The sequence below is a fragment of the Aggregatibacter sp. HMT-949 genome (assembly GCF_041734645.1).
Classification (GTDB): Bacteria; Pseudomonadota; Gammaproteobacteria; order Enterobacterales; family Pasteurellaceae; genus Rodentibacter.
Map to the genome: position 1 here is coordinate 1,511,222 of NZ_CP162010.1, position 18,352 is coordinate 1,529,573.

Consider the following 18,352-nt stretch of genomic DNA (forward strand, 5'->3'; position numbering starts at 1 on the left):
TGTTTCATAAATCCGCTTTTTTATCAACCAACGCCCAAGGCGCACTACTCTTCCATTATCATTCTTATTGTGGATAATTCTGTGGTTAACCGTTACAAAAAACATCGAGAAATTGTGTAGAAGATCGTGAAGATCGCGTCGATGACTTCCTTCCCTCCGTTTTATCCGCTTTAATAACAAAACTTGTTTGCAAAAAGCTAATAGCTCTTTATTTCATCGGAAATACCTTAAAAAGCGCTTAAAAAACATTCCGTTTTCTTAAATCGCATAATTTTTACAATAAGAGCCGATGGGCTTGTGAGTTATTCAATATTTCTGTGGATAAAATTGTGGCTGGGGAAATTCATAACCTTGTATAACTTTGCAGAATCAAACGGCTGCACTCTACAAGAAATTTTAATTCTTTTTAATTCAAATAGTTAAATTAACAATTCTACGAAATTCATGATGTGAGTAATTCCGCAAATGCACCGTTCATTTTTTAACCATCAAAATTTAATCCGCTCAAATAACGTTTCCAGTCAAAATATTGTCCTGGATCGATCTTGCGTCCCGGCGAAATATCGGCGTGCCCTACGATACGCTCGCTCGTAATTTTGGGATAGGCTTGCATAATCAGTTGAGTGAGCCACTGCAAAGCCTGATATTGTGCATCAGTAAAAGGTTGTTCATTGCTACCTTCCAGCTCAATACCGATAGCAAAATCATTGCATTTTTCTCGTCCTTGAAAACAGGAAAGCCCGGCATGCCAAGCGCGCTGGTTAAAACTTACGTACTGCGTAATACGTCCGTCACGTTCAATTAAACAATGGGCCGACACGCGAATGCGATAAATTTCTTTAAAATAAGGATGAATTGTTGGGTCAAGCTTTCCTTGAAAAAAATCATCAATATAACCACCCCCGAATTCTTCCGGCGGCAAGCTAATGTAATGGATCACAAGCAGCGAAATATCTTTAATATCCGGTCGCGCATCAAAATGAGGAGAGAAAATATGGCGGCAATTCTTTAGCCAACCTTGTTCAATATTCTGCGTTTTTTTCATACTTCTTTTCTATCTTTGCGATCGTGATCGCATAAAAAATGCGATCGGTTTTACGGATATTTCTTCCTTTTTCACAATCGTTGCGCCACCTTTGGCAAAACTTGTACCAATAAAAGGAAAATCTATGAAATTTATTTCTTCACACGTATTAAAAAAGGGTTTTACTCTAATTGAATTAATGATTGTCATCGCGATTATCGCCATTTTGGCAACTATTGCCATTCCCTCTTATCAAAATTACACCCAAAAAGCGGCAATGTCCGAATTATTGCAAGCTTCCGCGCCTTATAAAGCAGATGTTGAGCTGTGCATTTACGGTACTGGCACCACCACTAATTGTAGCGGCGGGAGTAACGGTGTGGCGGCCAATACCACTGCTGCAAAAGGTTATATAAAAAGTATCAGTACTAACGCCGGTGCGATTACTGTGGTTGGTGACGGCACATTGAAAGACATTCAATACACGCTCACCGCCACTGGTGACAAAAGTAAGGGCATAACTTGGGCGGCCAGCTGTACCGGTGATAAATCTCTCTTCCCGGCCGGATTCTGTTCTAAATGACAACTTATTATTTAACAACGGTTACCGCACAAAACGGCGAAATCTTCGAGATTTCGCCTGAACTTTGGGCTCGAAACCAACAACAAAGTGCGCTGTTTTTACGCTATTTTACCCTCCCCTTAAAAGAAGAAGAGCATCGAATCTGGCTGGCGGTCGATTCTCTAAATAATCTCTCCGCCTGCGAAACCATCGCCTTTATTTGCGGCAAATTGGTAGAACCGGTATTGCTCGACAGCGTACAACTTAAAGCGCTTTTGCAACAACTAGCACCACAAGCTTCACAAGAGGAAGAACAGGTTAACTTTTACGCCTCGCAAGAAGAGGAATCGACCGATTCGTTGGATGATGAACCGGTCATTCAATTGCTCAATCGTATCTTTGAATCCGCTCTGCAAAAGAACGCGTCCGATATTCATTTGGAAACCTTACAACATCAATTCCAAGTGCGGTTCCGAATTGATGGAGTATTGCAACCACAAACTCCGGTCAGTAAAAATCTGGCGAATCGTTTAATCTCTCGCTTAAAATTACTTGCTAAACTCGACATCAGTGAAACCCGCCTACCACAAGACGGCCGTTTTCAGTTTAAAACCACATTTTCCGATATTCTTGATTTTCGTCTTTCCACTTTGCCAACCCATTGGGGTGAAAAAGTGGTACTGCGCGCCCAACAAAACAAACCGGTCGAACTCAGCTTTGCCGAATTGGGTATGACGGAAGCCCAACAAGCTTCGTTCCAACAGGCACTCAGCCAACCGCAGGGATTAATTTTAGTCACCGGACCGACCGGCAGCGGAAAAAGTATTTCACTTTACACTGCACTTCAATGGCTTAATACGCCCGATAAACACATTATGACGGCGGAGGATCCGATAGAAATTGAACTTGACGGCATTATTCAAAGCCAAATCAATCCGCAAATTGGACTGGATTTTAGCCGACTTTTACGTTCTTTTTTGCGTCAAGATCCCGATATCATTATGCTTGGCGAAATTCGTGATGAAGAAAGCGCCGCCATGGCGTTACGCGCCGCACAAACCGGACATCTGGTACTTTCCACCCTTCATACCAATGATGCGATTTCCGCGATTTCTCGTTTACAACAACTCGGCATCAAGCAACACGAGATCGAAAGCAGCTTACTACTCGTCATCGCCCAGCGACTAGTACGCAAGCGTTGCCAAAAGTGCAGACAATCTTCAGATGTTCCCTTCATCCAGGCTTGTGATTGTCATCAAGGTTATCACGGACGCATTGGTGTTTACCAATTCTTACATTGGCAACAAAACGGTTATCAAACGGATTTCGACAATCTTCGTCAAAGCGGATTGGAAAAAGTAAAACAAGGCGTAACGGACGAAGCAGAAATCCATCGCGTTTTAGGCTCGGCCTAATTAAGGAAACCGATATGGCAAAAAAACTTTTTTACTATCGCGCACGGAACACCTTAGAACAACTGCAAAAAGGTTCTATTATTGCCGATTCCATCCGTGCGGCAGAATTTCAACTAATGAATCGCGGATTGACAAATATCAAACTGCAACAAAATTGGCAATTTAACAACAAGCCAAAAAATGCGGAAATCAGCGCATTATTAAACCAACTTGCCATATTATTACAATCTGCCATTTCGCTTAAAAATAGCCTGCAAATATTGCAGCAGAATTGCACCCAACTCGCATTAAACGAATGGGTCGAGCAACTTTTACAGAGCATTGAATCCGGTTTATCCTTTTCACAAAGTATTGAACGGCAAGGGAAATACCTCACTCGACAAGAAATTCAACTAATTCAGGTGGGCGAAATGACCGGCAAATTGGCATTAGTATGCGGGAAAATAGCGTCACATCGTAATCACTCTTTGGCGTTACAACGCAAGTTGCAAAAAATTATGCTTTACCCATCAATGGTACTTGGCATTTCTCTGTCACTCACGTTGATGCTGTTGCTTTTTATTGTGCCGCAATTTGCCGAAATGTACCAAAGCAACAATAGTGAACTACCGACTTTAACCCGAGTTTTACTCACGATGTCAAATTTTTTAAGAGAAGAATTATATATTCTTTTGTTACTAAGCCTTTTTCTCGGACTTTTCTACCACTTAAAATTTAAGCAATCACCACATTTTAAACAACAAAAAGCGCGTATTATCGCCCTCATGCCGATTTTCGGTAAAATTCAACAGCTTTCCCGCTTGGTTAATTTCAGCCAAAATTTACACATTATGCTGCAGGCCGGCGTACCGCTAAATCAAGCGCTCAATAGTTTTCTACCGCGTGCCCAAAGTTGGCAAATTAAGTCACCGCTTACCTCGGATGCGGTGCTAGACGGCGAGGTCAAATCAATTTTGCAATGGGTTTCACAAGGCTATGCGTTTTCTGATAGCATTAGTAGCCGTCTGTTCCCGATGGAAGCGCAACAAATGCTGCAAATCGGTGAAAAGAGCGGCAAACTTGCATTGATGTTGCAACATATTGCAGAAAATTATCAAGAAAAACTCAATCACCAAATTGATCTGCTTTCTCAAATGCTTGAACCTTTGATGATGGTGATCATCGGCGGTTTAATCGGCATAATTATGATGGGTATGTACTTACCGATTTTTAATATGGGATCGGTAGTGCAATGATTGGCTTCGCAACATTTTTACTCGGCGGAACCTTAGGCGTCGCATTATATCTTTATATTTCGGGCTTTATCGAACGATTACAAACGGATGTTTATGCCGCTTATGTCGAACTCTTCCCTAACAATCCTCCGCCTTTCCAAAAGCATTTAGCAAACCTACAAACACAAAAATGCGGTCATGTTTTGCAATATTTTTTCGTTGTCGGATTTATTTTTAGCGCATTTGCCGCACTCGCGCCGAGCCCCTCATTTGCCTTATGGTTTAGCACCGCATTGGCTTTGCTGTGGGCAATCGCTTATCTCGATTGGCGCTATCGACTCATATCACCAACGCCCTGTTTAGGATTGCTCGCCCTCGGATTATTCGGCGCAGCGCAATCGTTTTCAGATTTGATGTTAGAACAAAGTCTACAAAGTGCAGCCGGTTTTTTCCTGCTTTTTTATGCCGTTTATTGGTTCGCCAAATGGCATTATAAACAAGAAGCCTTCGGTCGCGGAGACTACTGGCTCGCACTCGCTATCGGCAGCTACTTGCCATTAGAACAACTTCCGGTATTTTTGCTGATTGCTTGTGTAACAGGAATTCTATTCGCTCTTCCACTCAGAAAAACCAAAGAATTTTTACCCTTTGCGCCTTTTCTGTGTTTATCGTTCATTATGCTTAATGCGAAATATTTAATTTAATAAAAAACCAAAATCATTCGCTGCTTCGATTCACAGATAAAATTATTACGGCAAACCCGAGTTAGCTTCATCGGTGAGTTAATCGCTTCTTGTTAAAATCAGTTATCCCGCTTTTTTTCGAACGTCGCATCTTGTAGTATTAACCGTCGATTATTTGTCGTTACGATTTTATGATCGATGTTTATTTTTAATCTAACTTAGCTAAACCTAACTTAGCCGCAAGGACGTTCTATGACTTATATTATCGGCCTCACCGGAGGAATCGGCAGTGGTAAAAGCACGATTACAGAGTTATTCGCCGAATTAGGCGTCCCTTGGGTTGATGCCGATATTATTGCGCATGAGGTGGTAAAAAAAGGTTCTCCTTCGCTTGCGAAAATTATCGAACATTTCGGCAAGCATATTTTATTGGATAACGGCGAACTCAATCGTGCGGCATTACGTGAACTGATTTTTACTAACGAGAAAGAAAAAAATTGGCTCAACGATTTATTACACCCGATTATTCGCCAAGAAATCACGACACAACTTGCCGCACAAACAGCGCCTTATACACTTTTTGTCGCACCACTTCTTATCGAAAATAATCTCACAACACTTTGCGATCGCGTGCTTGTGGTCGATGTTGCGCCTGCCACCCAACTCGCCCGCGCCACTCGACGCGATCATAATAATATTAAGCAAATTCAACGCATTATGGATGCGCAAGTAAGTCGCGAAGCGCGGTTGAAATGGGCGACCGAGGTAATTAACAACGATGCCAATCTTGTCGAAAATTTACTTCAGTTAAAGCAAAAAGTGCTAGAATTGCATCGCTTTTATTTACAACAAGCGGAGTTAAAACGTGTCGGATGAAATCATTGAAGTGCCTTGCCCCATTTGTCAAAAAAACGTTCCCTGGACATCAGACAGTCCCTTTCGTCCTTTTTGCAGCAAACGTTGTCAATTAATCGATCTCGGAGAATGGGCAGCGGAAGAAAAAGCGATCCCGAGTGACAGCGCCGATTTTGCGACCAATCCGGAATTCAACGATGAATGGTATGTAAAATAAGTGTTCGACATAAATAAAGTAAGTGATAAAGCAATTTTTATTAACCATATTTTTACTTCGTTTACGCCATAGCTCCTCACCGAACCGCATTGAATGCAATCGATTGCTTTGTTAGAATGACCGCATTTTTTCAAGGTAAATAAGGAGTCGCTATGGCATTTAATCTTAAAAACAGGCATTTATTGAGTTTAGTCAATCACAGCGAACGTGAAATTCGATTTTTATTAGATTTAGCACGCGATTTAAAACGAGCAAAATATGCCGGTACGGAACAACCTCGCTTAACCGGTAAAAATATTGCCCTTATCTTTGAGAAAACCTCCACCCGCACCCGATGTGCCTTTGAAGTCGCCGCTTACGATCAAGGCGCACATGTGACTTATATTGATCCCGTTTCCTCCCAAATCGGCCACAAAGAATCGATGAAAGACACCGCGCGCGTATTAGGCAGAATGTACGACGCCATTGAATATCGCGGTTTCAAACAGTCCGTCGTAAACGAATTGGCGCAATATGCCGGGGTGCCGGTATTTAACGGCTTGACCGACGAATTTCACCCGACTCAAATGCTCGCCGACGTGTTGACCATGATGGAAAACTGCGAAAAACCGTTAAGCCAAATCAGCTATGTGTATATCGGCGACGCACGTAACAATATGGGCAACTCCTTGTTATTAATCGGCGCAAAATTAGGAATGGATGTGCGAATCTGCGCACCGAAAGCCTTGTTGCCGGAAGATGCTCTCGTTGCAATGTGCCAAGAATTTGCCAAACAATCGGGTGCGCGCATTACCGTGACGGAAGATATCGACAAAGCGGTAAACGGCGTAGATTTCGTGCATACTGACGTGTGGGTTTCTATGGGCGAACCGCTTGAAGCTTGGGGTAAACGAATCGATATGTTAATGCCTTATCAAGTGACGCCTGAGCTAATGAAACGCACCGGCAATCCGAAAGTAAAATTTATGCATTGCCTACCGGCTTTCCACAATAGCGAAACCAAAGTCGGCAAAGAAATCGCCGCACAATATCCGCAATTAGCAAACGGTATTGAAGTGACCGAAGACGTATTCGAATCACCGGCAAATGTGGCATTCGAACAAGCAGAAAACAGAATGCACACCATAAAAGCGGTGATGGTGGCAAGCCTTGCTTAGTTAAGCTTGATAGCATCGCAGTTCAATGCGGTGCTATTTTTTTATCGCGTTATAAAAAGAAGAAGGAAAATAAAATGAGAATTGTGGTTGCCTTAGGCGGAAACGCATTATTAAAAAGAGGAGAGCCGATGACGGCTCAAAATCAATCGGCCAATATTCGTATCGCGGCAGAGCAACTTGCTAAAATTAAGCAAGATCATGAATTGGTGATTTCGCACGGTAATGGCCCACAAGTAGGACTGCTAGCATTACAACATGCCGCCTATCATGCGCAAGATGCGAAAATCGAACCCTATCCGTTAGACGTATTGGTTTCTCAAACGGTAGGCATGATCGGTTATATGTTGCAACAAGAACTCACCAATTTGCTGCCGCAAACGCCGACCATTACGGTATTAAGCCAAGTGATTGTGGCTCCGAACGATCCGGCCTTTGAAAAACCAAGCAAACCGATCGGTCAGATTTACGGCAAAGCAGAAGCGGAAAAACTTGCCGCAGAAAAAGGCTGGACGATTATGCCGGACGGTCAACATTATCGTCGCGCAGTGCCCAGTCCGTTGCCAAAATCAGTTACCGGTATGGATTCCGTGAAAGCCTTACTGGCGAATAAAAATATCGTGATTTGTGGCGGTGGCGGCGGTATTCCGAGCTATTACAATGAAAAGGGAGAATTACAAGGCGTGGAAGCCGTAGTGGACAAGGATTTGTGCACGGCAGTGATTTCGCAAGAGCTAAAGGCCGATTTATTCATCATCGCGACGGACGTCCCGGCGGCTTGCGTAAACTTTAACAAAGCAGAACAAAAACAAATCGCCCGCGCCAATCCGACCGCATTGGAAGCATTGGCTGACGAGTTCGCACCGGGATCCATGGGGCCAAAAGTGAAAGCGGTGATTAACTTCGTAAAAGCTACCGGCAAAGATGCGGTAATTGGTTCGCTTGCAGATATTGAACGTATCGTACAAGGCAAAGCGGGGACGCGCGTGACAAATACCATTAACGGCGTGGAATTTTACTAATCAAATATAAAAGGGGGGCAACGGATCCCCTTTTTGACGGATGAAAAACCACCGCACTTTGGCCTTAATTTCAGTTTTATGTAGCAAAATAGCACCGCATTGGAAGCCGCTTCAATGCGGTGCTATTTTGCAAGGTCATTTCAGCTTGCGCTACAGCTACATCATTTCACTTAATTTTTCCCTTTCACATCTAAAATCACCACCTCCGATTGCGATCCCAAACGCATCGGAATACCCCAAAAGCCGAAACCTGAGGTGACCATAAAATATGGCGTACCGATTTTTTCCAAGCCGTAATCAATGCGGTACAGTAGGCCGGTAATAAGATTGGCCGGGAAAATTTGCCCTTTGTGGGTGTGCCCGGAAACCTGCAAATCAAACGGTAGCGCCGAATGGATGTCCACTTCCGACGGACGATGATCCAGCACGATAATCGGCAAATTTAAATCCGCTTGTTTGAGCAACATTTCCGTCGTCGGGCGGGATGTATTCAAATCGTCGTTACGCCCAATCAAAACGAATTCGTTATTAATCACCCTAGTTTGATCTTGCAGAAGCGTTATACCCGCTTTGCGAATTTCATCTCTGATTTCGTCTTGATGACCGAAGAAATCATGATTGCCGAGGGTCGCGTAAACACCGAGCGGTGCTTGCAGTTTAGCCAAATGTGGGCGCATATTTTCCGCTAAATAGGCATCGACATTGTCATCCATAATATCGCCCGGTAACAAAATGAGATCGACTTTTTGTTCGGTCATAATTTGCGCTAATTTATCCAGTTCTTGCGCGCCGAATAAAACGCCCAAATGCAGATCACTCGCCACGCCGATGCGTAACGGTTTCATCGGTTTATCAAATTGAATGTTGTAATGAACAATGCGCGGCACATAGGCATTATACAGGCTCAAACCAATTAAACCGGCGAGCCCGACGGGATAAACAAGACGTAGCAGGCGCTCGATTTCGGCAAAGTTTTTACTTTTCTTCAAAACAACACGAAGGAAACCTATCGTCACGCTTACAAAGGCTGAAAAAAGCAATAGCGTGAGCATCAATGCAATGAAACGAAAGGCAGTAAAAAATTGCGCGACATGGCAAATTAGCACCGCATTGGGCGCCGTAAACAGTGCCAAGGTCAGCCATTTTTTGCTTTGCGGACAATGCTTATCGACCCAAAGCCACCGTAAGGTGCGGTTAAAAATGGCGAGCAAACATTGCAAAACGATAACAACGATGGCGAAAATAAAGTAATAACGCGTTTCCATGACGTCTGTTTTCCCTTGATTTTAAAGGCGCGCATCATAAATTTCTTTGTTTTCAAAGGCAAATTTTTTCGCTAGAATGCGAGCGTTTTTTTGACTGATAATTGATAAAAGGACGACATTATGTTTGGAAAAGGTGGCTTAGGCGGCTTAATGAAACAAGCGCAACAAATGCAAGAAAAAATGCAAAAAATGCAGGAAGAAATTGCGCAACTTGAAGTAACCGGTGAATCGGGCGCAGGCTTGGTGAAAATCACCCTTAACGGTGCGCATAACTGCCGTCGCATCGATATTGATCCGTCTTTAATGGAAGACGACAAGGAGATGTTGGAAGATTTAATTGCCGCGGCGTTTAACGATGCGGTGCGTCGTGCAGAAGAACTGCAAAAAGAAAAAATGGCGTCCGTTACCGCCGGTATGCCGTTACCGCCGGGCATGAAATTTCCGTTTTAATTCGTAAGGTGCGTGGATAAAATATTCATGCACCGTTTCACATTTATCCCATCTCTTTAATATGCAAAGCAGTCCACTTTTAGAACACCTTATCGAAAATTTACGTTGTCTTCCGGGCGTGGGACCGAAATCGGCGCAGCGTATGGCGTATCATTTATTACAACGTAATCGTAGTGGCGGCATGAATTTAGCGCACGCGCTCACCGAAGCAATGTCTAAAATCGGTCACTGTTCACAATGTCGTGATTTTACCGAAGAAGAAACTTGCAACATTTGTAATAATCCGCGTCGCCAAAATTCCGGCTTGCTTTGCGTGGTGGAAATGCCTTCCGATATTCAAGCAATTGAGCAAACCGGACAATTTTCCGGCCGTTATTTCGTCTTGATGGGGCATTTGTCACCATTGGACGGTATCGGTCCGCGCGAAATCGGTTTGGATTTATTGCAACAACGTTTGACGGAAGAATCCTTCCACGAAGTGATTCTCGCTACCAATCCGACGGTGGAGGGCGATGCCACAGCGAACTACATCGCGGAAATTTGTCGCTTGCACAATATTAAAGTGAGTCGTATTGCGCACGGTATTCCGATCGGTGGCGAGCTGGAAACGGTGGATGGCACCACATTAACTCACTCTTTCCTCGGTCGTCGTCAGATCGACTGATTATTATGCGTCTCTTTATTGCTGAAAAACCGAGCTTGGCTCGTGCCATTGCCGATGTGTTGCCAAAACCACATCTGCGCGGCGACGGATTTATCCGATGCGGCGATAACGATGTCGTCACTTGGTGCGTGGGGCATTTGCTGGAACAAGCCGAGCCCGAAGCATACGATCCGAAATTCAAACAATGGCGTTTGGAACATCTGCCAATCATTCCAGAAAAATGGCAATTATTACCGCGCAAAGAAGTTAAAAAACAGCTTTCCACAGTGGAAAAACTGATTCATCAAGCTGACGAATTGGTAAACGCGGGCGATCCGGATCGCGAAGGGCAATTGTTAGTGGATGAAGTGTTTAGTTACACCAAGTTAAGCGCGGAAAAACGCGATCGAATTCAGCGTTGTTTAATTAGTGATTTGAATCCCAATGCGGTGGCGAAAGCGGTTAACAAGCTGCAACCGAATCGTAATTTCATTCCGCTAGCCACCTCCGCATTAGCCCGCGCCCGTGCCGATTGGCTATACGGTATTAATATGACGCGCGCTTACACTATTCGCGGCCGTCAGGCGGGTTATAACGGCGTGCTTTCCGTCGGACGTGTACAAACACCGGTATTAGGACTGATTGTGCGGCGCGATTTGGATATTGAACATTTCCAACCCAAAGATTTCTTTGATGTGCTGGCATGGATTAATCCGGAAGGTAAGCATGAAAAAACGTCGGAAACCTCAACTGCGCTTTTTAGCGCCTTATGGCAACCAAGTAAAGCTTGCGAAGATTATCAAGATGATGACGGCCGCGTACTTTCTCAAGGCTTAGCAGAAAATGTAGCAAAACGCATTTCCGGTCAGCCTGCGGAAGTGACGGAATATAAAAACTCGCACGAAAAAGAGAGCGCACCGCTGCCTTATTCTCTATCCGCTTTGCAAATCGACGCAGCGAAGCGCTTCGGCATGTCCGCGCAAGCGGTTTTAGATACCTGTCAGCGCTTGTATGAAACCCATCGTTTGATTACCTATCCGCGTTCCGATTGTCGTTATTTACCGGAAGAACATTTTGCCGAACGATATAATGTGTTCAATGCGGTTTCCGTGCATTGCGATGCTTACCAAACCTTGCCGAGCCTAATTGATGCCAATCGGCGTAACCGCTGTTGGAACGATAAAAAAGTCGATGCACACCATGCGATTATTCCGACTGCAAAAAATCGCGCAGTTAATTTAACTCATGAAGAACACAATATTTATGGTTTAATTGTTCGCCAATATTTAATGCAATTTTGTCCGGATGCAGAATATCGCAAAAGCAAAATTACTCTGAACATTGCCGGTGGAACTTTTATTGCTCAAGCACGAAATCTGCAAACTGCCGGCTGGAAAGCATTACTCGGCAAAGAAGATGACTCGGAAAATCAAGAACCACTCTTGCCGATTGTGAAAAAAGGACAAATATTGCATTGTGAACGCGGCGAAGTGGTGAATAAAAAAACACAACCACCAAAACCCTTTACTGATGCAACGTTGCTTTCGGCGATGACCGGGATTGCGCGTTTCGTACAAGATAAAGAATTGAAAAAAATCCTACGCGAAACCGATGGACTAGGTACAGAAGCAACACGCGCGGGTATTATTGAATTATTGTTTAAACGAGGCTTTTTAATTAAAAAAGGACGCAACATTCACAGTACGGAAGCCGGACGAATTTTAATTCAAGCTTTGCCGGATATTGCTACACAGCCCGATATGACAGCACATTGGGAAGCACAGTTGAACGATATCAGTCAAAAACAAGCGACTTACCAGCAATTTATGCACAGTCTAAGTCAAATGTTGCCGGACTTGGTACGTTTTGTGAATCTCAATGCGTTGCGCCAGCTAAGTCAAGTCAGTCGAAACACAAAAGCCGAACAGAACATGCGCCAAAGAACAGTCAGGAAAACTAAAAAATCAGCGAAGAAAGAGGCTTCTGATTAAAGTTGATACAATCGATGCATAAATAATAAAAAAAACTTGCGGAAATCTCGCAGTTTTTATATTATTCGCCGCGATTTTCTTGCGTAATGCGCAATTCAGAGTAGAAAAAATGTATCAAGTTCTTTTATTTATTTATGTTGTTGTCGCTATTGCCTTGATCGGGTTTATTCTCGTTCAACAAGGTAAAGGAGCAAACGCCGGTGCATCTTTTGGAGGAGGCGCTTCAGGCACAATGTTTGGTTCAGCCGGTGCAGGTAACTTTTTAACCCGCGCCAGTGCAATTTTAGCAACTGTGTTTTTTGTAATTGCGCTGGTATTAGGTAACATAAATTCTCATCGCAATAACCTTGAAAAAAGTACGTTCGATGATTTGTCTCAAGCCGCTGAACAAGTCCAACAAAATCAACAAGTTGCTCCGGCAATAGAAAACAAAAATAGCGATATCCCGCAATAATAAACAAATAAACGCTCTGGTGGTGGAATTGGTAGACACGCTATCTTGAGGGGGTAGTGGCCGTAGGCCGTGCGAGTTCAAGTCTCGCCCAGAGCACCATTTGACTAAGCAAAACCCCGCGTAACTTCACGCGGGGTTTTGTTTTATCCGGTTCCGACAAGGAAATGTTCACTAATTTGAAGATTAATGCAATTTCAATCGCGGTTTTAAATATCGATTGATTTTATCCACCAAGATAATCAAACCGATTTTAATACAACCGTGTAATGCGTGTTGGTGCATGCGATAAAGCGATACGTAAGCGAATTGGGCGAATTTACCGTGAACGGTGAGCGGATTTTTACCGAATTTGTTGGTTAAGCTGCCCAATGCGGTGAAACTTGAAAGGGAAACCAAGGTGCCTTTATCATTGTATTTGAAGGCTTTTAACGGTTGATTTGCAAAAATTGCAAAGAGATTTTTCGCGCAGGCTTTTGCCATTTGATGTGCGGCTTGCGCACGCGGCGGCACTAATTTTCCGTCCGGTTGCGTTAATGCGGCGCAGTCGCCGATGGCAAAAATGCTGTCATCTACGGTAGTTTGTAGCGTATCTTTTACGACTAATTGATTGATGCGGTTGATTTCCAAGCCATCAAAATGATGTGTGACTTTTGAGGTGCGTACGCCCGCCGCCCAAACGATTAAATCCGCTTTAATTTGTTCGCCATCTTTCGTTATCAGCGTATTCGGTTGCGCTTCAGTGATCATCGTGTTGAGTTTCACTTCGGTACCCATTTCACGTAGCTCATCCAGCACCGCATCGGACAAATTTTCCGGCAAGGCGGGCAATAAACGCGGGCCGGCTTCCACCAACGTGACTTGTAAACAATCGCTGTCGATTTTGCCGTAACCGTAGGAAGACAAATCTTCCGCCGCGTGATAAAGCTCTGCGGTAAGTTCCACGCCGGTCGCGCCACCGCCAACGATCGCAATATTGATTTTACTTTGGTCGACCAGTTTCTGTTTAAATTCTTCTTCACCAATATCGTCTAGTGCGCGGTTTTCCGAAAATTTAAGGAAAAGTTCTAACATTTTGTTTTGAAAACGCAACGCCTGTTCGGAGCTGTCCAAGAAAATGCAGTTATCCGCGACGCCTTTTGTGTTGAAATCATTTGATTTACTGCCGATTGCGATGACCAAATAATCGTAAGGAATTCGGCGGGCGACGACGATCATATCGCCTTCTTCGCCGTAAACCGGCGCCAATTCCACGTATTTTTGTTCGCGGTTGATGCGCGTGATCGAGCCTTGTTCAAAGCTGAAATGATGATTTTTACCGTGCGCACGGTAGCTTAACGAGTCGATGCCATCGTCCATTACGCCGGTGGCGATTTCGTGCAATAACGGTTTCCAAAGATGGGTGGCATTACGATCCACAAGGGTAATTTTGGCTTGTTGTTTGCGACCGAGCTTATCACCTAAAAATGTCGCCAGCTCAATACCGCCGGCACCGCCACCTACGATGACGATGTTTTTCATAAGATTCTCCTAAAAGTATTAAATTTGTTAAAAATGTTAAATCAACGTTATGGTAGCATGAAACATCTTGTGGAACATTACTCAATAAGGAGAAAACTAAGTTCAGTGCACGCATTCATAAAGGGGGGTAAGCTCTCGGATGGTGTGAGTCACAAATAGCACCGCATTCAAAGCCGACAAATCGGTCTTTTCCACATTTTTGCCGATACACCAAAAATCATCGTCGTTGCGCAAGGTTAAATCCGCTTGTGAAAATGCGTTCACCGGCCGGAAATCGCCATATTCGTCTTCATCGCCGCGCCATAAATCGAAGTCGGCGAAACGGGCGAAATCAAATCGTTCCAGCCATCGGTTATATTGGTGCACATTAATTTGTGAGCGATCTGCGCGATAGCAATGCCAATCGAGACTCACAGAAAGGCGGCGGCGATTGAGCAATACGGAGAAAATCGCAGCGGAATTTTGGTTGAATTCATATTTGAAATAGGCGAAAAAATGCGCACGTACCTGCCAACCGTTCGTCCAACTTTCGATATGCGGTTTGGCAAAAGGCGCGCCGAGTTCGGCGGAAACGGCTTGAATCAGCGCTTTCCAGTTATCCCACTGCGCTTTGTAACGCGCTTTAATGGCCGGAATTTCTTGCGGGCAGAATTTTTTCATTTGCGCAAATTGAAAGAACGGAATATTAAAAATTTCGCAGGATTCGGCGTTGAGAGAAATCATGATTTTTCCTTAAAAATACAATAATTTTTCGAAATTATATCGCTGTTGCACAACGTTGAAATTACCCTTGCAAAATAGCACCGCATTGAAGCCCTCCCAGTGCGGTGCTATCGTTTATGCTTAATTTAAACGGGTTTTGTGCATTTGCTAAATTTCGTAATTTTTGACCGCACTTTGGCTGAAAATTTGTTTATCTTCCCAACGTAGCATGGTCAGGCGATTATTCCAGACACAGCCGGTATCGAGCGCATAAATATTCGGCGGCATTTTTTCATCCACTAAACTCGCCCAATGACCGAACACAATCGGGATTTGTCGATACAACGGATTGTTTAACTCGAACCAAGGCGTGAGTTCGGGCGGCGCTTCTTTCGGCGAGACTTTACAAGCGAAATCCAATCGATGATCTTGATAGCAGAACCGCATTCTGGTGAACACGTTGATAATGTAACGTAAGCGATCCATACCTTGTAAATCAGGCGACCATCGGTCGGGGAAGTTGTCGTACATTTGAGAAATCAGCGCATAAAAATCGCCGTTTTGTAAGACCTTTTCTACTTCCTTCGCGCAGGCTTTTGCCGTTTCTAAATCCCAATCCGGCGAAATGCCCGCGTGCGCCATCAAGAAGCCCAATTTTTCATTGTGAACAAGCAACGGCTGATGACGCAACCAATCAATCAATTCTTCAAAATCCGACGCACTAAAAATCGCGTCCACCCGATCGCGCGGTTTGATTTTTTTAATGCCGAGTGCGGTCGAAATCAGATGAAGATCGTGATTCCCCAACACGGTTTGCGCCGCGTCGCCAAGAGATTTTACCAAACGCAAACAATCTAAGGATTTATCGCCGCGCGCAACGAGATCGCCGACGAGATAGAGTTTATCTTGCGCCGGGTTGAATCGAACGCGTTCCAATAAAAGCTGTAATTCATCGAAACAGCCTTGTAAATCACCGACTAAATAGGTTGCCATTTTTGACCGCGCTTTATTCTTCCGAATCCATAATTTCGTCCTTCAACACCTCCGCCGGCGGATTATCCGCCAGCCAATTCGCTAAGCGGGCATAATCGGCGATGGAAAGATTTTCCGCACGCGCGTTCAAATCAATCTCAAGTGCGGTCAAATTTTCCGGAGAAAATAAGCTAGAAAGCGCGTTGCGCAAGGTTTTGCGGCGTTGGTTAAAGGCTTGCGAACAAACCCGATTAAGCCAATATAAATCCTTAACCGGATGAGGCAGGGTTTGATGCGGAATTAAGCGAACCACAGCGGAATCCACTTTCGGCGCCGGTTTAAAGGCGCTCGGCGGCACTTCAAGCACCGGCATCACTTGGCAGAAATATTGCGCCATAATGGTTAAACGCCCGTAAGCTTTACTGTTCGGCGCGGCGCAAAGGCGTTTTACCACTTCTTTTTGCAACATAAAGTGCATGTCTTGAATCACGTCGTGATATTTGAATAAATGGAACATTAACGGCGTGGAAATGTTGTACGGCAAGTTACCAAACACGCGCAATTTTTGTTTCGGCTCGGCCGTTTGGCCGGCATAAAGCGCGCCGAAATCAAATTGCATGGCGTCAGTTTCAATCACCGTCAATTTTTGATGTAAAAAAGGATGATGGCGTAAACGTTCGGCAAGATCGCGGTCAAGTTCGACAACGGTTAAATGCTCAACTTGCTCGCCGACAGGCTCGGTTAATGCCCCCAAACCAGGGCCGATTTCCACTAAAAATTGACCTTTTTGCGGATAAATCGCCGCCACGATATTTTGAATAACATGATTATCATGCAAAAAATTTTGCCCGAAGCGCTTGCGCGCCGTATGGCCTAAATGTTTTTTTGAGTTCATAGTATTTCGCCTTTCGCAAAAGTGGCACACATTATAGAGCCTGTTTTACCTTTGTAAATCGTTGCGAAATTGCACGAAATGGTGTTTTTTCCACTCGAATTTATTTTCATCTTTCGTACGACACTAAAAACGGCTATAATCCGCGCGTTTTTATTAAATCAGACCCCAAATACGGTCAAGAAACCATTATTTTAGAGGATACAATGGCAAAAGAAGATAGCATTGAAATGCAAGGCACTATTTTGGAAACCCTACCGAATACGATGTTCCGTGTGGAATTAGAAAACGGTCATGTGGTAACCGCTCACATTTCAGGCAAAATGCGTAAAAACTATATTCGTATTTTAACCGGCGACAAAGTAACCGTAGAAATGACGCCTTACGATTTAAGCAAAGGCCGTATCGTTTTCCGTAGCCGCTAATCATCGTCGTGAAATCCAAGTTAAAAGCCGATAACTTTATCGGCTTTCTTTTTGCCTGAACATCACATAAATCGGTTGCGGAAAACGAAAATTTCGGTATAATCCGCGCCCTTAGCCACATTGAATTTTCGTTCCTTGCCTTTGCAGATTGGTGGCTAATCTACGTCAAAGGCTGATTAACCCGTAAGGAGCAGTAATGCGTCACTACGAAATCGTGTTTATGGTTCATCCGGACCAAAGCGAGCAAGTACCAGGTATGATCGAACGTTACACAGGTTCTGTAAAAGAAGCCGGTGGTCAAGTTCATCGCCTAGAAGATTGGGGTCGCCGTCAATTAGCCTACCCAATTAACAAATTACACAAAGCACACTACGTGCTTATGAATGTAGAAGCGCCTCAACAAGTCATCGACGAGCTAGAAACGACTTTCCGTTATAACGATGCTGTATTACGCAGTCTTGTTATTCACACTAAGCACGCCGTAACAGAAGCGTCCCCAATGGTTAAAGCGAAAGACGAACGTCGCGCTTCAACTGAAGTTGAAACCAACGATTTTGAGGATGCTGAAGAGTAATTCGAGCATTGATAATCGCTTGTCGTTAATGGGTGTCGTCACTCACGAACCTAAGCGATCAAAAAGCCCTAACGGGGTCGAGCATTGCCGGTTTTGGTTGGAACATCGTTCGGAACAAATTGAAAGCGGTTTGCCCCGCCAAGCGTGGTTAAAAATGCCGATTCAAGTCAGCGGCAATCAATTAGTAGAAAAAACTCAAAGCATTACGGTCGGCACTCAACTATTGATAGTCGGGTTTATAACCTCTCATAAAACCAACAACGGTTTACATCAGTTAGTCTTACATGCCGAGCAAATCGAATTTATAGATTAGGAGACAG

21 protein-coding genes and 1 tRNA gene are annotated in these 18,352 nt (G+C 44.1%); 16 read left to right on the top strand and 6 right to left on the bottom strand.

Features of this window, described 5'->3' with window-relative positions; all coding sequences use genetic code 11:
* Positions 1-481: 481 nt before the first annotated feature.
* Positions 482-1,045 carry a 1,6-anhydro-N-acetylmuramyl-L-alanine amidase AmpD gene (gene ampD / locus AB3F25_RS07005; protein ID WP_373603143.1) on the bottom strand — a complete coding sequence of 188 codons (564 nt, stop codon included), beginning with the start codon at positions 1,043-1,045 and terminating at the stop codon, positions 482-484.
* Positions 1,046-1,169: 124 nt separating this feature from the next.
* Between ampD and AB3F25_RS07010 the strand changes: the two genes are divergently transcribed.
* The 8 genes from AB3F25_RS07010 to arcC all read left to right on the top strand — a co-directional run bounded on the left by AB3F25_RS07010 (position 1,170) and on the right by arcC (position 8,146).
* The gene (locus tag AB3F25_RS07010) at positions 1,170-1,607 is read left to right on the top strand and encodes a prepilin-type N-terminal cleavage/methylation domain-containing protein (protein WP_373603144.1); all 438 of its coding nucleotides are present in this window, start codon (positions 1,170-1,172) and stop codon (positions 1,605-1,607) included.
* Positions 1,604-3,001: a GspE/PulE family protein gene (locus tag AB3F25_RS07015; RefSeq protein ID WP_373603145.1), complete on the top strand. Its 1,398-nt coding sequence runs from the start codon at positions 1,604-1,606 to the stop codon at positions 2,999-3,001. Before AB3F25_RS07010 ends, AB3F25_RS07015 begins: the two co-directional genes overlap by 4 nt.
* Positions 3,002-3,015: 14 nt before the next feature.
* The gene (locus tag AB3F25_RS07020) at positions 3,016-4,236 is read left to right on the top strand and encodes a type II secretion system F family protein (RefSeq protein ID WP_373603146.1); all 1,221 of its coding nucleotides are present in this window, start codon (positions 3,016-3,018) and stop codon (positions 4,234-4,236) included.
* Positions 4,233-4,919, top strand: coding sequence for a prepilin peptidase (locus AB3F25_RS07025; protein ID WP_373603147.1), 687 nt, complete (start codon positions 4,233-4,235; stop codon positions 4,917-4,919). The genes AB3F25_RS07020 and AB3F25_RS07025 overlap by 4 nt, the downstream gene beginning before the upstream one ends.
* A gap of 231 nt (positions 4,920-5,150) precedes the next feature.
* Positions 5,151-5,774: a dephospho-CoA kinase gene (gene coaE, locus AB3F25_RS07030; RefSeq protein ID WP_373603148.1), complete on the top strand. Its 624-nt coding sequence runs from the start codon at positions 5,151-5,153 to the stop codon at positions 5,772-5,774.
* The gene (yacG, locus tag AB3F25_RS07035) at positions 5,764-5,970 is read left to right on the top strand and encodes a DNA gyrase inhibitor YacG (RefSeq protein WP_373603149.1); all 207 of its coding nucleotides are present in this window, start codon (positions 5,764-5,766) and stop codon (positions 5,968-5,970) included. Before coaE ends, yacG begins: the two co-directional genes overlap by 11 nt.
* A 152-nt stretch (positions 5,971-6,122) precedes the next feature.
* Positions 6,123-7,127, top strand: coding sequence for an ornithine carbamoyltransferase (locus tag AB3F25_RS07040; protein ID WP_373603150.1), 1,005 nt, complete (start codon positions 6,123-6,125; stop codon positions 7,125-7,127).
* Between the two features lie 74 nt (positions 7,128-7,201).
* Entirely contained in the window at positions 7,202-8,146 is a 945-nt protein-coding gene (gene arcC / locus AB3F25_RS07045) for a carbamate kinase (protein ID WP_373603151.1), read from the top strand.
* Positions 8,147-8,316: 170 nt separating this feature from the next.
* Here the strand turns inward: arcC and AB3F25_RS07050 are convergent, their stop codons facing one another.
* Complete coding sequence (locus tag AB3F25_RS07050) at positions 8,317-9,411, bottom strand: metallophosphoesterase (protein WP_373603152.1); 1,095 nt, start codon at positions 9,409-9,411, stop codon at positions 8,317-8,319.
* A gap of 120 nt (positions 9,412-9,531) precedes the next feature.
* On the opposite strand from AB3F25_RS07050, the gene AB3F25_RS07055 reads away from it, so the two are divergent.
* The 5 genes from AB3F25_RS07055 to AB3F25_RS07075 all read left to right on the top strand — a co-directional run bounded on the left by AB3F25_RS07055 (position 9,532) and on the right by AB3F25_RS07075 (position 13,048).
* The gene (locus tag AB3F25_RS07055; protein ID WP_077433564.1) at positions 9,532-9,861 is read left to right on the top strand and encodes a YbaB/EbfC family nucleoid-associated protein; all 330 of its coding nucleotides are present in this window, start codon (positions 9,532-9,534) and stop codon (positions 9,859-9,861) included.
* Positions 9,862-9,922: 61 nt separating this feature from the next.
* Positions 9,923-10,525, top strand: coding sequence for a recombination mediator RecR (gene recR, locus AB3F25_RS07060; RefSeq protein WP_373603153.1), 603 nt, complete (start codon positions 9,923-9,925; stop codon positions 10,523-10,525).
* 5 nt (positions 10,526-10,530) lie between these two features.
* On the top strand, positions 10,531-12,495 hold the full coding sequence (locus AB3F25_RS07065) for a DNA topoisomerase III (protein WP_373603154.1): 1,965 nt from the start codon (positions 10,531-10,533) through the stop codon (positions 12,493-12,495).
* A 109-nt stretch (positions 12,496-12,604) separates the two neighbouring features.
* Positions 12,605-12,949: a preprotein translocase subunit SecG gene (gene secG / locus AB3F25_RS07070; protein ID WP_373604346.1), complete on the top strand. Its 345-nt coding sequence runs from the start codon at positions 12,605-12,607 to the stop codon at positions 12,947-12,949.
* A gap of 13 nt (positions 12,950-12,962) precedes the next feature.
* Positions 12,963-13,048 (top strand) — tRNA-Leu (locus AB3F25_RS07075).
* A gap of 84 nt (positions 13,049-13,132) precedes the next feature.
* Here AB3F25_RS07075 and AB3F25_RS07080 read toward each other — a convergent pair.
* From AB3F25_RS07080 to rsmA, 4 genes are all read right to left on the bottom strand, one after another.
* Complete coding sequence (locus tag AB3F25_RS07080) at positions 13,133-14,467, bottom strand: NAD(P)/FAD-dependent oxidoreductase (protein WP_373603155.1); 1,335 nt, start codon at positions 14,465-14,467, stop codon at positions 13,133-13,135.
* Between the two features lie 102 nt (positions 14,468-14,569).
* Positions 14,570-15,190: an HI_0552 family protein gene (locus tag AB3F25_RS07085; RefSeq protein ID WP_373603156.1), complete on the bottom strand. Its 621-nt coding sequence runs from the start codon at positions 15,188-15,190 to the stop codon at positions 14,570-14,572.
* Positions 15,191-15,337: 147 nt separating this feature from the next.
* Positions 15,338-16,162, bottom strand: a complete 825-nt coding sequence (gene apaH, locus AB3F25_RS07090; protein WP_373603157.1) for a bis(5'-nucleosyl)-tetraphosphatase (symmetrical) ApaH — start codon at positions 16,160-16,162, stop codon at positions 15,338-15,340.
* Between the two features lie 13 nt (positions 16,163-16,175).
* Entirely contained in the window at positions 16,176-17,036 is an 861-nt protein-coding gene (gene rsmA / locus AB3F25_RS07095; RefSeq protein WP_373603158.1) for a 16S rRNA (adenine(1518)-N(6)/adenine(1519)-N(6))-dimethyltransferase RsmA, read from the bottom strand.
* A 203-nt stretch (positions 17,037-17,239) separates the two neighbouring features.
* Between rsmA and infA the strand changes: the two genes are divergently transcribed.
* From infA to priB, 3 genes are all read left to right on the top strand, one after another.
* Complete coding sequence (gene infA, locus AB3F25_RS07100) at positions 17,240-17,458, top strand: translation initiation factor IF-1 (protein WP_013746899.1); 219 nt, start codon at positions 17,240-17,242, stop codon at positions 17,456-17,458.
* Positions 17,459-17,654: 196 nt separating this feature from the next.
* Entirely contained in the window at positions 17,655-18,032 is a 378-nt protein-coding gene (gene rpsF, locus AB3F25_RS07105) for a 30S ribosomal protein S6 (RefSeq protein WP_373603159.1), read from the top strand.
* Entirely contained in the window at positions 18,019-18,345 is a 327-nt protein-coding gene (priB, locus tag AB3F25_RS07110; RefSeq protein WP_373603160.1) for a primosomal replication protein N, read from the top strand. The genes rpsF and priB overlap by 14 nt, the downstream gene beginning before the upstream one ends.
* Positions 18,346-18,352: the final 7 nt, after the last annotated feature.

Coding starts and splice junctions, on each gene's coding strand:
- secG (WP_373604346.1), top strand. CDS start 12,605: ATGTATCAAGTTCTTTTATTTATTTATGTTGTTGTCGCTATTGCCTTG.
- priB (WP_373603160.1), top strand. CDS start 18,019: ATGCTGAAGAGTAATTCGAGCATTGATAATCGCTTGTCGTTAATGGGT.
- arcC (WP_373603151.1), top strand. CDS start 7,202: ATGAGAATTGTGGTTGCCTTAGGCGGAAACGCATTATTAAAAAGAGGA.
- apaH (WP_373603157.1), bottom strand. CDS start 16,162: ATGGCAACCTATTTAGTCGGTGATTTACAAGGCTGTTTCGATGAATTA.
- AB3F25_RS07015 (WP_373603145.1), top strand. CDS start 1,604: ATGACAACTTATTATTTAACAACGGTTACCGCACAAAACGGCGAAATC.
- AB3F25_RS07020 (WP_373603146.1), top strand. CDS start 3,016: ATGGCAAAAAAACTTTTTTACTATCGCGCACGGAACACCTTAGAACAA.
- coaE (WP_373603148.1), top strand. CDS start 5,151: ATGACTTATATTATCGGCCTCACCGGAGGAATCGGCAGTGGTAAAAGC.
- rpsF (WP_373603159.1), top strand. CDS start 17,655: ATGCGTCACTACGAAATCGTGTTTATGGTTCATCCGGACCAAAGCGAG.
- AB3F25_RS07085 (WP_373603156.1), bottom strand. CDS start 15,190: ATGATTTCTCTCAACGCCGAATCCTGCGAAATTTTTAATATTCCGTTC.
- AB3F25_RS07055 (WP_077433564.1), top strand. CDS start 9,532: ATGTTTGGAAAAGGTGGCTTAGGCGGCTTAATGAAACAAGCGCAACAA.
- rsmA (WP_373603158.1), bottom strand. CDS start 17,036: ATGAACTCAAAAAAACATTTAGGCCATACGGCGCGCAAGCGCTTCGGG.
- recR (WP_373603153.1), top strand. CDS start 9,923: ATGCAAAGCAGTCCACTTTTAGAACACCTTATCGAAAATTTACGTTGT.
- AB3F25_RS07040 (WP_373603150.1), top strand. CDS start 6,123: ATGGCATTTAATCTTAAAAACAGGCATTTATTGAGTTTAGTCAATCAC.
- infA (WP_013746899.1), top strand. CDS start 17,240: ATGGCAAAAGAAGATAGCATTGAAATGCAAGGCACTATTTTGGAAACC.
- AB3F25_RS07010 (WP_373603144.1), top strand. CDS start 1,170: ATGAAATTTATTTCTTCACACGTATTAAAAAAGGGTTTTACTCTAATT.
- ampD (WP_373603143.1), bottom strand. CDS start 1,045: ATGAAAAAAACGCAGAATATTGAACAAGGTTGGCTAAAGAATTGCCGC.
- AB3F25_RS07050 (WP_373603152.1), bottom strand. CDS start 9,411: ATGGAAACGCGTTATTACTTTATTTTCGCCATCGTTGTTATCGTTTTG.
- AB3F25_RS07080 (WP_373603155.1), bottom strand. CDS start 14,467: ATGAAAAACATCGTCATCGTAGGTGGCGGTGCCGGCGGTATTGAGCTG.
- AB3F25_RS07025 (WP_373603147.1), top strand. CDS start 4,233: ATGATTGGCTTCGCAACATTTTTACTCGGCGGAACCTTAGGCGTCGCA.
- AB3F25_RS07065 (WP_373603154.1), top strand. CDS start 10,531: ATGCGTCTCTTTATTGCTGAAAAACCGAGCTTGGCTCGTGCCATTGCC.